This is a genomic window from Mucilaginibacter sp. HD30, from assembly GCF_054061755.1.
Genome location: NZ_JBSSEO010000001.1, coordinates 4,093,477 through 4,107,198, shown reverse-complemented (window position 1 = coordinate 4,107,198; position 13,722 = coordinate 4,093,477). Strand labels below are relative to the sequence as shown.

Annotated in this window: 12 protein-coding genes; 4 read left to right on the top strand and 8 right to left on the bottom strand. The window is 42.7% G+C overall.

The annotated features are described in order from the left end of the window. Positions 1–38: 38 nt before the first annotated feature. Together ACVW2L_RS19380 and ACVW2L_RS19375 are read right to left on the bottom strand one after the other, a co-directional pair. On the bottom strand, positions 39–716 hold the full coding sequence (locus ACVW2L_RS19380; RefSeq protein ID WP_457129600.1) for an ABC transporter ATP-binding protein: 678 nt from the start codon (positions 714–716) through the stop codon (positions 39–41). Between the two features lie 109 nt (positions 717–825). Continuing rightward, entirely contained in the window at positions 826–2,079 is a 1,254-nt protein-coding gene (locus ACVW2L_RS19375) for an efflux RND transporter periplasmic adaptor subunit (RefSeq protein ID WP_457129599.1), read from the bottom strand. Positions 2,080–2,393: 314 nt separating this feature from the next. Here ACVW2L_RS19375 and ACVW2L_RS19370 point away from each other — a divergent pair, with 314 nt between their 5' ends. The 4 genes from ACVW2L_RS19370 to ACVW2L_RS19355 all read left to right on the top strand — a co-directional run bounded on the left by ACVW2L_RS19370 (position 2,394) and on the right by ACVW2L_RS19355 (position 8,757). Further along, positions 2,394–3,752 carry a sigma-54-dependent transcriptional regulator gene (locus tag ACVW2L_RS19370; protein ID WP_457129598.1) on the top strand — a complete coding sequence of 453 codons (1,359 nt, stop codon included), beginning with the start codon at positions 2,394–2,396 and terminating at the stop codon, positions 3,750–3,752. Then, complete coding sequence (locus tag ACVW2L_RS19365) at positions 3,742–5,091, top strand: sensor histidine kinase (RefSeq protein ID WP_457129597.1); 1,350 nt, start codon at positions 3,742–3,744, stop codon at positions 5,089–5,091. Before ACVW2L_RS19370 ends, ACVW2L_RS19365 begins: the two co-directional genes overlap by 11 nt. A gap of 524 nt (positions 5,092–5,615) precedes the next feature. Continuing rightward, positions 5,616–7,331 (top strand): IlvD/Edd family dehydratase, encoded by a 1,716-nt coding sequence (locus tag ACVW2L_RS19360; protein WP_457129596.1) that lies wholly within the window; start codon positions 5,616–5,618, stop codon positions 7,329–7,331. A gap of 112 nt (positions 7,332–7,443) precedes the next feature. After that, positions 7,444–8,757, top strand: coding sequence for a gluconate:H+ symporter (locus ACVW2L_RS19355; protein ID WP_457129595.1), 1,314 nt, complete (start codon positions 7,444–7,446; stop codon positions 8,755–8,757). A 72-nt stretch (positions 8,758–8,829) separates the two neighbouring features. On the opposite strand, the gene ACVW2L_RS19350 is transcribed toward ACVW2L_RS19355, so the two are convergent. From ACVW2L_RS19350 to ACVW2L_RS19325, 6 genes are all read right to left on the bottom strand, one after another. Beyond that, the gene (locus tag ACVW2L_RS19350; protein WP_457129594.1) at positions 8,830–9,372 is read right to left on the bottom strand and encodes an OmpA family protein; all 543 of its coding nucleotides are present in this window, start codon (positions 9,370–9,372) and stop codon (positions 8,830–8,832) included. Positions 9,373–9,558: 186 nt separating this feature from the next. Then, positions 9,559–10,011 carry a QcrA and Rieske domain-containing protein gene (locus ACVW2L_RS19345; protein WP_457129593.1) on the bottom strand — a complete coding sequence of 151 codons (453 nt, stop codon included), beginning with the start codon at positions 10,009–10,011 and terminating at the stop codon, positions 9,559–9,561. A 19-nt stretch (positions 10,012–10,030) separates the two neighbouring features. Further along, positions 10,031–10,972: a DUF5777 family beta-barrel protein gene (locus ACVW2L_RS19340; RefSeq protein WP_457129592.1), complete on the bottom strand. Its 942-nt coding sequence runs from the start codon at positions 10,970–10,972 to the stop codon at positions 10,031–10,033. Positions 10,973–10,979: 7 nt separating this feature from the next. After that, positions 10,980–11,531 (bottom strand): YceI family protein, encoded by a 552-nt coding sequence (locus tag ACVW2L_RS19335; RefSeq protein WP_457129591.1) that lies wholly within the window; start codon positions 11,529–11,531, stop codon positions 10,980–10,982. 1 nt (position 11,532) lies between these two features. Beyond that, positions 11,533–12,819: a hypothetical protein gene (locus tag ACVW2L_RS19330; protein ID WP_457129590.1), complete on the bottom strand. Its 1,287-nt coding sequence runs from the start codon at positions 12,817–12,819 to the stop codon at positions 11,533–11,535. Continuing rightward, positions 12,816–13,454: an RNA polymerase sigma factor gene (locus tag ACVW2L_RS19325; protein ID WP_457129589.1), complete on the bottom strand. Its 639-nt coding sequence runs from the start codon at positions 13,452–13,454 to the stop codon at positions 12,816–12,818. The genes ACVW2L_RS19330 and ACVW2L_RS19325 overlap by 4 nt, the downstream gene beginning before the upstream one ends. Positions 13,455–13,722 lie beyond the last annotated feature (268 nt).

The following is a 13,722-nucleotide window of genomic DNA, read 5'->3' as shown; positions in this document are numbered from 1 at the left end:
TTTTTAAGCTTGATCCGAAGCTTTTATCAGTATTAACTTTAGATCATTATATTTTCCATTACCGTTTGCCCGTCTAACAGCCGGATAATACGATGACTGTAACGTGCGTCGTGCTCTGAGTGAGTTACCATTATGATGGTTGTACCTTGTTCGTTCAAATCTGTAAGCAGTTCCATTACCTCGTTACCATTACTGCTATCCAGGTTACCTGTAGGCTCATCGGCAAGTATCAGCTTTGGGTTGTTCACCACCGCGCGGGCCACAGCTACACGCTGCTGCTGCCCACCCGAAAGCTGCTGCGGATAATGGTTACGGCGATGCATGATCTGCATTTTATCCAGCACTTTCTCAACACGCGCCACCCGCTCTGATGACGGCACCCCTGTGTAAATCAGCGGCAATTCAACATTCTCAAACACGGTAAGCTCATCTATCAGGTTAAAACTCTGAAAAACAAATCCAATGTTATGCTTGCGCAGGTCGGCGCGCTTGCGCTCATTAAAATGGGCCACCTCTGTACCATTAAACAGGTAGCTGCCGCCGTCAGGATCATCCAGCAAACCTAAAATGTTTAACAGGGTAGACTTACCACAGCCCGAAGGCCCCATAATAGCCACAAACTCGCCCTCCTTTATGTCGATGGATAATTTGTTAAGCGCGATAGTTTCCACCTCTTCGGTGCGGTAAAATTTTTCTAATTCGGTTATTTTTATCATTGAGCCTCCCCAACCCCTCGTATAAAGGGGCTTTTGATTTTAATTATTTTTTATTTCTCTTTTAACACGCCTGCCGTCTCCTCCTCTTTAGGGGAGGCCGAGTGGGGCTTTACTTCTGCAATACCAACTCCTGTATGTCGCCGTAATTCTCGTAGCTGGAAGTAATTACTTTTTCTCCTGGTTTTAGGCCTTGCAGCACTTCATAATACTCGGTATTCTGGCGGCCCAATTGTATATCAACCCTATAAGCCATTTTACCATTCTCGCTCATTTTAAAGATCCAATTACCTCCGGTTTGCTGGTAAAAGCCCCCCTTAGGTAGTAAAACCTGTTTTGTTTCGTCGCTTAGTGCCAGTAAGATCTGCAAACTTTGTCCGCGACGAATGCCCGGCGGCACAGCGCCAACAAACTGCATATCAACCTGGAACTTGCCATTGGCTACCTGTGTAAAAACTTTTTTAATTTTTAAGGTGTAAGGTTTATCGGCAAAGCTAAAGGTGCCTGTTAAGCCTGTGTATACCTGCGATATATAATGCTCATCCACATCAACACGAACCTTAAAGCCCGATACAACATCAATCTGACCCAATCTTCCACCCTTGTTTTTGTTTTGGCCTATCTCTGCATCCAGCGATGTTAATTGCCCGTCAACCGGTGCGCGAACTGTTAGATCGGCTACCTTTTTACGCATTAAATTAAGCGTGTTACGCATTTGGGTATACTGCTCGCGGGTTTGCTGTGCCTGCTCGCTGGTAAGTAAGGTATCTTGTTTAAGTATGCGTTTGGTAAGGTTATAACGGTTTAGCGCATATTGGTAAGTGTTGGATGACTGCTGATACTCTTGCGAACCGATGGCTTTCTGATCAAACAAACGCTTGTTTAATTTATATAAGCGCTCCGCCTCTCTGAAAGCGTTATCCGCATCGGCCATTTGATTAAGCTTGCCAATGGTATTTTGCTCTGCATTATTCTGCTGAATACGAATCTGGGTTTGGGCCGCGTAAACTGCTGTTTCCTGGTTAGCCAAACTCAACTCAAGGTCGGTATTTGACAGTTTGAGAATAGGATCGCCGGCTTTTAAAGTAGCGCCATCCTCTACAAATAACTGCTCAACACGCCCGCCTTCTATAGCATCAAGATATATAGTAGTAACAGGCATTACCAATCCGTTTACCGGGATGGTTACCTGGAAAGGCCCTTTTGTTATCTCGCTTACGGTTATACGTTCGGTATCAACATCCAGCTTACTTTTGCCCGAGGTAAAATAAATACTTGATGCTATTAATAAAACGAGCGCGGTAATCCCTGCAATCGTTAATACCCGTTTACTATTCCACCTTTTCTGTTCAATTTTTCTGTCCACAATATTAAAAATGACGATATATATTAACCCTGTTTATAAAACAACGTGCCAAGCTACAAATAGCTGTAAATCAAATTCATAAATAAGTAAATTTGTTAAACCGCGTACGGTTTTGCAACAGCAGGTGTACGGTTGTGATACACTTTATACATAGTCTATTTTACGCAAAAAATTGTTATACAGTACCTTATATTTACGGTTATATTATTGCCGAAAATAGTTGCCCCTCTACATCTCTCCCGGCAGGGGAGACTTGAGGTTTAGAGTCCTCCCTGCCGGGGAGGATTTAGGAGGGGCATTTTAACTTTATTAATATGTTATTAAAAAAAGCCACTGTTTTAATTGTTGACGACGACCCCGATGTACTTACTGCTGTTAAGTTGCTGCTTAAAACCGAAGCGGGAGAAGTTATCACCGAGAAAAACCCGGAGAACTTAAACAGTTTGTTGCAGCGCAATGCCATTGATATTATTTTGCTTGACATGAACTTTAACAGCGCCATTAACACCGGCAACGAGGGCTTATACTGGCTGCGTAAGATAAGAGAGTGGAAGCCAGATGCTATTGTTATTATGATAACCGCTTATGGCGATATTGACCTGGCAGTGCGATCATTAAAAGAAGGCGCTGCTGACTTTGTGGTAAAACCATGGCACAACGATAAACTCACCGAGATAATAAAAGAGCTTTTAGACAAAAAAGACAGCGGAAAACCTGCCAAAAGCAGTTCAGCAAAAAGCGCTGCCACCACCACGACATTACTTGGAGAATCAGATGTGATGGAGGATATATTTTTAAAGGTGAGCAAAATTGCCCCTACCGATGCCAACATTTTGATATTAGGTGAAAACGGCACCGGCAAGGATCTGATAGCAAAGGCCATTCACGAACGCTCTATGCGGGCGGGCAAACCGTTTGTTAAGGTTGACGTTGGCGCGCTAACCGATACCCTTTTTGAAAGTGAGCTTTTCGGGCATAAAAAGGGGGCCTTTACCGATGCCCGTGAGGACAGATCTGGCAGGTTTGAGGATGCCAATGGCGGCACCTTATTTTTAGATGAAATAGGCAATATATCATTAAGGCAGCAAGCAAAATTACTTACCGTGTTGCAAAACAGGCAGGTTACGCGCCTGGGCAGCAATAAGCCAGTTGATATTGACATCAGGCTGATATGCGCCACCAACCTGCCTTTGAATGAATTAGCCAGCGACGACCGTTTTCGTAAAGATCTTATCTATCGCATAAACACAGTAGAGGTTACTATGCCGCCGCTACGCAAGCGCAATGATGATATTGTTTTGCTTGCCAAACATTTTGCATCTACCTACGCTACAAAGTATTTAAAACCCGCAGTTAGTTTTGATGCCGGTGCCTTACAAAAGCTGAACAGCTATCACTACCCTGGCAACGTGCGAGAGTTGCAATATACGATGGAACGCGCTGTGATCATGGCCGACAGCGATGTATTGACCGCCAACGATCTGATATTTTCATCAATAGAAAACACTGCGCCCGAACTTGAAATGCCGGATGATATGCCCTTAAGCATGGTCGAAAAAAACACCATTATGCGGGTAATTGATAAGCACAGTGGTAATATTACACGCGCCGCAAAAGAACTGGGGTTAACGCGTACAGCGCTATACCGCAGATTAAGCAAGTATGATATTTAAAGGATACGAAATGCGCCTGCTGCTGCGGGTAGCGCTGTTGTTTTTAAGTCTGCTTGGGCTCAGCGTTATAATTGTAAGGGGTTGGTATGAAATGCTGATAATAGGTATCCCTATTATCTTGTTTGTATTGGCAGATATGATCCGCTTTCAAAAAAAGGCGCATAACGAGGTGGAACAGTTTGCCGAGTCGGTACATTACCGCGACTTTTCGCGGCATTTTGATGTAAACAGGGCACCGATAGAACTTAAACCATTACGCAAGGGCTTTAATGATATCAACACCACTTTTAAAACCATAAGTCGCGAACGCGAAACACAATACCAATACCTGCAAAAGATCCTGGAGCTGGTTGATACCGGCATAATATCCTACGAGCAGGAAACCGGCAATATAGGCTGGGTTAACGAGTCGTTTAAAAAAACTTTTGGTATCCCTTATTTAAAAACCATCCAATCACTGCAAAAACGCGACGAAGATCTTTATAATGCTGTTATAGATTTAAAACCCGGCGATAGTAAAGTGGTGGCTATTACGCGCAATCAGCAGGTGGTTAAAATTTTGTTAACTGCAAGCATTATGCGCAGCGACGATAAGGTGTATAAATTGCTGGCTTTTCAAAACATCAGTGAAGCGTTAGACGAGACCGAATCGAAAGCCTGGCAAAAGCTGTTAAATGTAATGACGCATGAGATAATGAACTCGGTAGCGCCTATTTCTTCATTGGCTGATACCCTTAAGAACAGACTTAAACTTTACAGCGAAAAAACCAATGGCGGCACTGACCTGGATGATTTGGAGCTGGGCATTGACACCATAAAACGCCGCAGCGAGGGCCTGCTAAAATTCACTGAAAGCTATCGTAATTTGAACAAAATTACCCGTCTTGATCTGAAACACACCTTAGTGCGCGACTTGTTTGAGAATTTAAGCAGCCTGATGCTGCCCACCCTTACACAGAAAAAAATAGAATTGAACATTGTGTTGCGCGATACACAAATGGCAGTAAATATAGACCGTGAACTAACAGAGCAGGTGCTGATAAACCTTTTGGTAAACGCTATAGAAGCCGTAAAAACTGCTGAAAAACCGGTAATTACGCTTAGCGCCGAAGTTTCAAAAGAAGGCAGGCAGTTAATAAAAATTGCAGACAATGGTACGGGCATGTCGCCAGAGTTGGTTGATAAGATCTTTATACCTTTTTTCAGCACCCGTAAAACAGGCAGCGGCATAGGGCTTAGTTTGTGTAAACAGATAATGTTACTGCATAAAGGCACCATAAAAGTACAGTCGGTTGAGGGCGAAGGCTCTGTTTTTGCGATGCAGTTTAATTTTGGATAGCAGTTTTATAGTGATTTCCTGAATTAAATGGCTGTTAAGTGTTTCAGAGATATAAGAAACGAATGGAACATATGGAACAGCATTTTTTTGTACCTATCTGATTGTTAATTGTTTAAAATTATTGCTGGTTTGAACATGAAACAGCTTGAAACACCCTATTCGTCAGCAAACCGGACTTAAAATAAAACACAATAGCTTGATTATCAGCTTATTGAAAATCACACAAAATGGTCTATTTTATAGAAAGTACAACGGCCATTTTTATGCTTGCTTTTACCGCGCTTAGCTGCTGCTTTCTTAATTTTCTGCTATTCAATAACGGGCTGTTCAACAGGATAATAGTTGTTCGGGCGCAAGCGTGTAAGTAGGTTTCAAATTGGTTTTTTTTTACCAGTTTAAATAAAAGATTTATTACTTTGCACGCTATTAACCGCTAAGCGTACTACCGCTTTTTTGGACTTACGTATTGCCCGGCTAACAGGGTAGCGGGTTAGTATTATACAAGAATAACATACATAGATTTTATGAGCAAGTTTCGCAGTTCCGAATGGTTTGGAACAAAGGATAAAATGGGGTTTCTATACCGCAGTTGGATGAAAAATCAGGGCATGCCTGAGGATATGTTTGATGGCCGCCCGGTAATTGGGATATGTAATACCTACTCTGAACTTACCCCATGCAATGCGCACCTGCGCGATATTGCTGAAAGTGTTCGCCGTGGTGTATTAGAGGCCGGAGGCTTTCCGGTGGAATTCCCTATCATGTCATTGGGTGAAACTTTATTAAAACCTACAGCCATGCTTTTTCGCAATCTGGCCAGTATGGATGCCGAGGAATCAATAAGAGGTAATCCTATTGACGGCGTTGTGCTTTTAACCGGCTGCGATAAAACTACACCATCAACCGTTATGGGCGCTGCCAGTGTTGATCTACCTACACTTGTTGTGCAAGGCGGCCCTATGCTAAACGGCAAGTTCAAGGGTGAGGATATAGGCTCTGGTACTGCTCTTTGGAAATTTAACGATAAACTTAAAACCGGCGAGATGACCTATGATGAGTTTGCAGAAGCTGAAAGCTGCCAATCGCGCAGCCCGGGCCATTGCATGACCATGGGTACAGCATCAACCATGGCTGTTATGGTAGAAGCGTTAGGCTTGTCATTAAGCGGAATGGCTGCTATTCCCGCTGTTGACGCGCGCAAGAAAAGAATTGCGCAGCTATCTGGTCGCCGTATTGTTGAGATGGTTAAAGAAGATCTTCGTATCTCAAAAATATTAACCCGCGAAGCGTTTGAAAATGCTATCAAAATAAATGCTGCAGTAGGTGGCTCAACTAACTTTGTTATTCACTTAACTGCAATTGCAGGCCGTGTTGGCGTTGATCTTAACATTGACGATTTTGATAACCTTGGCTCAAAAATGCCATTGTTGCTTAACCTGATGCCATCCGGTAAATTCCTGATGGAAGATTTTTATTATGCCGGTGGGCTTCCCGCAATCATCAAACAAATACAATCTGAACTGCACATGGGTGTGTTAACCGTTACAGGTCAATCTCATGCAGAAAATATTGCTAACAGCGGGACTATATATAACAGCGACGTTATTTATACATATGATGAGCCGTTGATACCTGAAGCGGGAACAACCGTTTTAAAAGGAAACCTGGCGCTTAACGGCTGTGTTATAAAACCATCTGCAGCTACACCGGCGTTAATGACGCATACTGGCCGTGCAGTTGTTTTTGAGAATATTGAAGATTACCACGCTCGCGTTGATGATCCGCTTTTGGATATTGACGAAACCTGTGTGATGGTACTTAAAACCGTAGGCCCTGTGGGCTATCCGGGTATGCCCGAAGTAGGCAATATGCCTTTACCTAAAAAATTATTAGATAAGGGTGTTACCGATATGGTAAGGATATCAGACGGCCGCATGAGTGGAACCGCTTTCGGTACTGTGGTGCTGCACGTTTCGCCGGAGTCTGCCATAGGTGGCAATTTAGGTCTGGTAGAAAACGGCGACATGATCACCCTGGATGTATCCAAAAAATTATTACAACTGGAAGTATCAGACGAAGAGCTGGATGCCCGCCGCAAAGTATGGCAGGCGCCACCAATGATGGCCGACCGCGGTTATGTGAAAATGTACATTGACACGGTACAGCAAGCCGATAAAGGTGCTGACCTTGGTTTTCTGGTTGGTTGCTCAGGCTCTAAAGTTACCAGAGACTCGCACTAAAAACAGTAAACATACAAGCTATTAAGGGATGGGCTTTTAATAGCAATAATATTAACGGAGAGATCTACAACAGTTCTCTCCGTTTTTCGATAATACTAAACCAATTATAAAAATGTTAGTGTTTATTCTTATTCTTTGTATAGGTACGCTCATTGTGTTAACCACATGGGCAAAAATGAACGTGTTCCTCACGTTTATAATAGTATCTATTATGGCAGCGCTGCTGCTGGGTATGCCGCTTGAGATGATACCTAAAACCATTAATAAAGGCATTGGCGATATGCTGGGCTCCCTGGTGGTGGTTATCGTATTAGGTGGTATGCTGGGTAAACTGGTAGGCGTTAGCGGTGCTGCACAACGCATAGCCACATCAATGCGTAATGCCTTTGGCGAGAAGTACATTACATGGGCCATGAGTTTAACCGGCCTAATAGTAGGTATCCCTTTGTATTATAACGTAGGTTTCTTTTTATTGATCCCTATTATATTCTCCGTTGCCGCACGTTACAAATTACCACTGGTTTACATAGGTATCCCAATGCTTACTGCTTTATCAGTTATGCATGGCTTTTTGCCTCCGCATCCATCGCCAATGGCGCTTACAGTGCAGTTTCAGGCAGATATTGCCAAGGTGTTTATGTACGGCTTTATTATAGCCATACCCACCATTATACTTGCCGGCCCCATATTCGCCAAAACGTTGAAGGGCATTAAGTCTAACAGCACAATTACATTTACAGCCGAAGATATCCCGGAAGAAAAACTGCCATCACTGGCAACAAGTATTTTATCATCCTTGCTCCCTGTATTGCTAATAGGCTTAGGCAGTGTAATTGCCAACTTTGCCAGCGGTAACCCCGGCGTACAAAATATAGCGCATTTTATTGCTGATCCTGCCATTGCAATGGTAGGCACTATTTTAATTGCTTCTTATACATTGGGTATTCGTACCGGCCGCACTTTAAAACAAGTAATGGATGTATATGCCGACGCGATAAAAGAGATATCACTTATACTGCTTATTATAGGCAGTGCCGGCATACTTAAGCAGGTATTTATTGATACCGGAGTTAGTGGCCAGATAGCTAATGGTTTGCAGCAACTGAACATGCCGCCCTTACTTTTAGGTTGGTTAATAGCAGCTATATTGAGGCTATGCCTGGGCCCTGCTACTGTAGCCGGCCTTGCAGCCGCGGGTATTGTTTTCCCGTTAATGCAGCAAACCCATGCAGATCCTAATTTGATGGTGCTATCTGTTGGCGCCGGCAGCTTGTTCTGTTCGCATGTTAATGACACCTCATTCTGGGTGTTTAAAGAATACTTTGGCCTGGACATGAAACGAACGTTTTTATCATGGACAATGATGGAATCGTTAGTATCAGTTTTTGGTTTAATAGGCGTACTGATCCTAAACATGTTTATATAGCGCAGCCAAAACGCACAAAAAGAGCGATGAGTTTTAAAACCCATCGCTCTTTTTGTTTTATAAGATGTTAAGCTATTCGGCTTTTTTTATCTCTACCCTACGGTTTAGCGCACGTCCAGCCTCGGAAGTATTATCAGCAATGGGTTTGCTCTCGCCGTTTCCTACGGTACGCAAATTATCGGCATTTATACCGCTGTTAACTAAGTAAGTTTTTACGGAATTAGCTCTTTCAACAGAAAGCGACATATTATGTTGTGGTGTACCTTCGGCAGAGGCGTTGCCATTCAATATAAATTTTACCGAGGGGTCTTTTTTCATCTCTACAATAGCGCGGTCCATCACCGGGTACGACTGCGTTTTTAATATGCCCGAATTAAACTCAAACTGAATGTTAGCGAAATTATAATCTGGAGGAGCAGGCGCTGCTACCGGTTGCGGCACAGGCGTGGGTGTTGGAGCGGCAGGTACAGGCACAGGTGCTGGCTTTGATACCGGCGCCGGCGGAAAAGTTTCGGCAAGGGGTACGGGTTGTGCTAATTTTTTGGTTTTGCACGCAGGGGTAACGGCCACCAAAGCAACTAAAATTGAAAAGAAAGAAAGGCGTAAGGGTTTCATACTGTAAAAAAGGCTTCTTAAAATAAATATAACGATTGATACGGATTTATAGTACCATCTAATGCGTTACAGTCATAAAAAGCTGCTATTCAATCGGCAAACAACTGCAGATAATCAAACGGCGGGCATATATTACGAGCCACCCTATACCCTCGCCCCTGGTAGCTCATAAATATGCCTTTTCTTTTAAGCTATAACGCTAAGTGTTGTACCGCTTATACTCACTGTATATTTTTTTAACGCAACTACAGCTGGCCCTGTAATTACTGTTCCGGTTTGGCTAAACTCGCTGCCATGCAGCGGGCAGATAAACTTGCTTGCCCCGGCGTTATAAGCTATGTTTGTGCCTTCGTGTGTACAGGCAACCTGCACTGCTGTGAACGCGCTCGCTACATTACCTGCAGCTATTCTGGCTAATATCACGCCACCACTTGTTTTTGACGCGCCAACCGCAGTTAGCTCTGCATTAAGGTCGGCGGTGAAAACTGTTCCGGAACCTGTTGAAGGTGGGGTTGCGCCACCACCGCCTGATGGCGTTGGATCATTGCCCTTGCTACCGCCACAGCTGGCAAACCCACAACCTGTGCAAACGGCCAATACGCCTATACCCAGTTTTGATAAAAATTCTTCTCTTTCCATTTTAATAGCTTTATATACGTTAGTTATTTTTTGATTTATGACCTGACAGATCAAAAATTCTTGAAATGGTAAAACCCAATCTAAACTCACCTTTACTAAAATCAGACCGCGTATCGCTTAAATAATTGGTTTGCGATATAGCCTTAGCATTTGAAAAATTTATTGTAAAAACGTGGCCGCCGGTCTCAACCTCAATCCCTACTCCAAGTGGGTCATAAAATTTATCAGGGGCCGGTGAGTTAGTTCGGAAGGATGAAAAAGAATGTGCATAATCTACCACTATACCCATGCGTTTGGTTAATTTTAAACGGGCAGCAGCTCCAAGCGCAAAAAAGCGCTTATCAATTCCCGGCAAAGCGGGCTGCGCTGCATTACTACTTACAAATGTTGGGGTAAGCTGCATAGAAAAGGTTTTAGAAAATTTGTGCCCTATTATGGCTTGCGCAACATAAGCAAAGCGATCTGAGTAGGTAGAAAACGAACCGTTGTTTTTGTAAGGCTTAAGGCCTGCTTTACCCAATAGGGTGATGGCAACAGGGCTTCCATCTTCTGCCTGATGGACGATGTTGTATTTTAATCCCAGATCTATCAATTGTTGAAATTTGCTTCGGCCAAATTGTATATCCAGGTTTTGGCCAAGCCCGTATTCAAACCCTATGTATATATCGCTTGAGTTATCTAGCCCAAACAAAGTTTGACCTCCGCCAAATGGGCCGCCAATATCGCCAAACCGGTGTATCACCAAAAAATTCAGATTACCTTTTTTAACGGTTTCGTTGGTTTCTGATAGTATGAGCCTGCTTGCGGCAAAAATGGCTGTTCGTCCGGCTTCGGGAGGATTAGCGGAGGCCATAGCGTTCATCAACGAGTCTTCGCGACTTATTTTATTGCCGGTTTGCTGTGCATTAAGCTTAACAGAAAGTGATGCAAATACTAACAGTAAATAAAAATACTTTTTCATGATATGGTTATTTTGATTGAGGCACGGCTGTGTACGTGGCATTAACATTTATTTTTATGCTCTCGGCAATATTGTGAAACACTATTGTTGGTATCTTAATGTCATGGTCGGCGCATTTCACCATAAATTCAGAGACAAGGGTTATGTTACCATTGTTAACTGTTATGTTACCCTGCAGCGTACGATTTTGCTTTACGCCGTGCACTTCCAGCTCGCCTACGGCCGTAACAGGATAAGTGCCATTTTGCGAGGCGTTGATGCTGCCCTGTATTTTACCTTTAAAAGCGGCCTTTGGATACTTATCACTTTCCAGGTATTCGCTGTTGAAATGTTCCTGCATCAGCGACTTTTTGAATTTAAATGAAGATATGTTAAGACTGAATGCAACATCGCCTGTGGCGACATTCAGAACTGAGGTTCCGCTTGTTGATGTTGCAGCAATATCTTCAATAGGCGCTGATGAGAACATCGATATACGCGCATTTTTACAAGCATAGAGGTCCTGCCCTGCCTGGAATGAACACATCCAGACAAGTAAAATAATAGCTATGTATTTCATACTACTTGGGTTTTGTGAGCGAATTTATATTCCAGTTAAGTCCAACTGCTACTCCCGCGGTTTGCAGTTTTATCCTACTATATCCAATATCGTTAAGTGGTACTTTTATATATGGCATTATATTCAATCCTATTTTTGAATTGATCTGCCTGCGATAATTTGCCTGAAAATTTACCGAGCTAAACAAATATTTATCCGGATTACTTACATTATAAGATGATAAACCATACACATGTGTTGTTGCATAATTATACTGATAACTCTCTTTCAGCATAACAAAAGACGATATACCGGTACCTACGCTTATTGAGTTTTTGTTTTTTGCAAATACCTGGTAATCTATGTTAAGCGGAATATCCAGCATACGGCAATCAGCAGTAACAGTCTCTGGCGAATACTTAAACTTATAAGCTGAGTTGGGGCTGTACGCCGAAAACGGCATATTGTAAGGCTTTGCCGAATAATAAACGCCTGTGCTTATTGATAATTTATTAAACCGGGCAGAAACAAGCATCCCAATATTTTTACCCGCATTTGTATTGCTGAAAGAGTTTACTCCGTTAATATCGGCCGAGGCAAGCACGGTAACTGTTAATCGAGGCTTTTTAAACCAGCTTTCCCCGTTTTTTGGCCTGCCTTTTTGAGTGGCTTTTATGCTTGAAACTGAATTGGGCAGGCTGTTTATAATATTAACAGGAGCTATAGTATGAATGGGATCTACAAATGTCAAATTCATATTAGCAGGCTTGCCAAGTATAAGCCTCGCACTGTCCCTATTAATGGGGCTAATGTTAGCGGCTACACCTTGATCAATTGGTAAAACCGTTGGCTGTATAAAGCCCGGCGCTAACTGCTCAACCGATACGTATCTTCGTTTCTCTTTTTGTTTAATAAAGCCCCCCGCCATCGGTTTTTTAATGCCTACACCTTGAGTAGTTGCTATATGATCTTTTGGCTCGGTCTGCTGGGCTAAATTTCCCTTTGTTGCGGGGTTGTCAACTTGCAGTGGTGTACCCGTACCTTTCGGCTTTTTCACAACCACCCGAGCAATGTTGGCTTTTTCTGTACCATGAGGCACCAGGAACCACCAGCCCATAACAATCAAGATCATTGCTGCAACAGCGCTGACAAGCGGTAGCCAATACACCATTTTACCCGGCTTTTTTTTACCGTTCAGCATTTCTTCTAATGCATCCCAGTGGCCTTCCTGGTATTCAGGTTCATTTGCAGGGTTATTAATACCCTGCCTGAAAACGTCGTCTATATTTTTGTGCTGCTCGTCTTTCATTCTCTTATTCCGTTGCTATAAAACATCGGTTTTATAGCCGTATTACTGCTTATTGCTACAACGGGCGAAAATTCTGTTCCGTTGTTATAGTCATAAGCGGGTGCCTCTGCACTCATTATCATTTGTTTTAATTTTTGCCTTGCCTTAAACAGGTTTGATTTTGACGTGCCCGTAGTTATGTTAAGCATTTCTGCTATTTCCTCGTGCGAATAACCGTCAATCGCAAACAGGTTAAAAACTGTTCGATAGCTCTGGGGCAATTGCTGTATCATGGTGAGCAAATCGTTATAGTTCAAATTATTATCTGCTACGCTTACTTCGCCTATATGCTCTGCTGCATCCAGTTCCTGCGCATAGGCCATTTTTAAATTTGATCTGTAATAATCTATTGCCGTATTCATCATAATTCTGCTTAGCCACGCTTTAAAAGGCCGCGACGAATTATACCCCTCAATTTTTGTGAATATTTTGTAAAAGCCTTGGTTCATTACCTCTGCCGCCTCGTATTTGTTGGCTGCGTATCGTAAACATATAGCCATAGAGAAGCCATAGAAAGCTTTATAAAGCAATTTCTGGCTTTTACTATCTTGTTTTACACAGCCTTGTATAAGGTGATGTAATTCTTCGTCGCTCATATGTTCGCGTTACATTGTAGTTCCATTAACCCCTACTCTATTCTCATCACGGCTAAAATGGAATAAAGGTTGCTTTTCAAAATAAATTTATTATAAATTATTGAAGATGAGCGTATTTAAAATGCAATAAACCTGTATATGTGGCGGGGCACGGGCCAATAGCCAATACAAAAAAAGCCCTCCAATAAATGGAGGGCTTTAAATGCCAGCCTTAGTACGCTCATCTATCACACTTAACCTTCAGGCTAACTTATATAAGGCTGCCTTT

Excerpts from the sequence above, each read along its gene's own strand:
- ACVW2L_RS19370 (WP_457129598.1), top strand. The coding sequence starts at position 2,394 with ATGTTATTAAAAAAAGCCACTGTTTTAATTGTTGACGACGACCCCGAT.
- ACVW2L_RS19365 (WP_457129597.1), top strand. The coding sequence starts at position 3,742 with ATGATATTTAAAGGATACGAAATGCGCCTGCTGCTGCGGGTAGCGCTG.
- ACVW2L_RS19340 (WP_457129592.1), bottom strand. The coding sequence starts at position 10,972 with ATGAAAAAGTATTTTTATTTACTGTTAGTATTTGCATCACTTTCTGTT.
- ACVW2L_RS19380 (WP_457129600.1), bottom strand. The coding sequence starts at position 716 with ATGATAAAAATAACCGAATTAGAAAAATTTTACCGCACCGAAGAGGTG.
- ACVW2L_RS19325 (WP_457129589.1), bottom strand. The coding sequence starts at position 13,454 with ATGAGCGACGAAGAATTACATCACCTTATACAAGGCTGTGTAAAACAA.
- ACVW2L_RS19345 (WP_457129593.1), bottom strand. The coding sequence starts at position 10,011 with ATGGAAAGAGAAGAATTTTTATCAAAACTGGGTATAGGCGTATTGGCC.
- ACVW2L_RS19330 (WP_457129590.1), bottom strand. The coding sequence starts at position 12,819 with ATGAAAGACGAGCAGCACAAAAATATAGACGACGTTTTCAGGCAGGGT.
- ACVW2L_RS19355 (WP_457129595.1), top strand. The coding sequence starts at position 7,444 with ATGTTAGTGTTTATTCTTATTCTTTGTATAGGTACGCTCATTGTGTTA.
- ACVW2L_RS19360 (WP_457129596.1), top strand. The coding sequence starts at position 5,616 with ATGAGCAAGTTTCGCAGTTCCGAATGGTTTGGAACAAAGGATAAAATG.
- ACVW2L_RS19350 (WP_457129594.1), bottom strand. The coding sequence starts at position 9,372 with ATGAAACCCTTACGCCTTTCTTTCTTTTCAATTTTAGTTGCTTTGGTG.
- ACVW2L_RS19335 (WP_457129591.1), bottom strand. The coding sequence starts at position 11,531 with ATGAAATACATAGCTATTATTTTACTTGTCTGGATGTGTTCATTCCAG.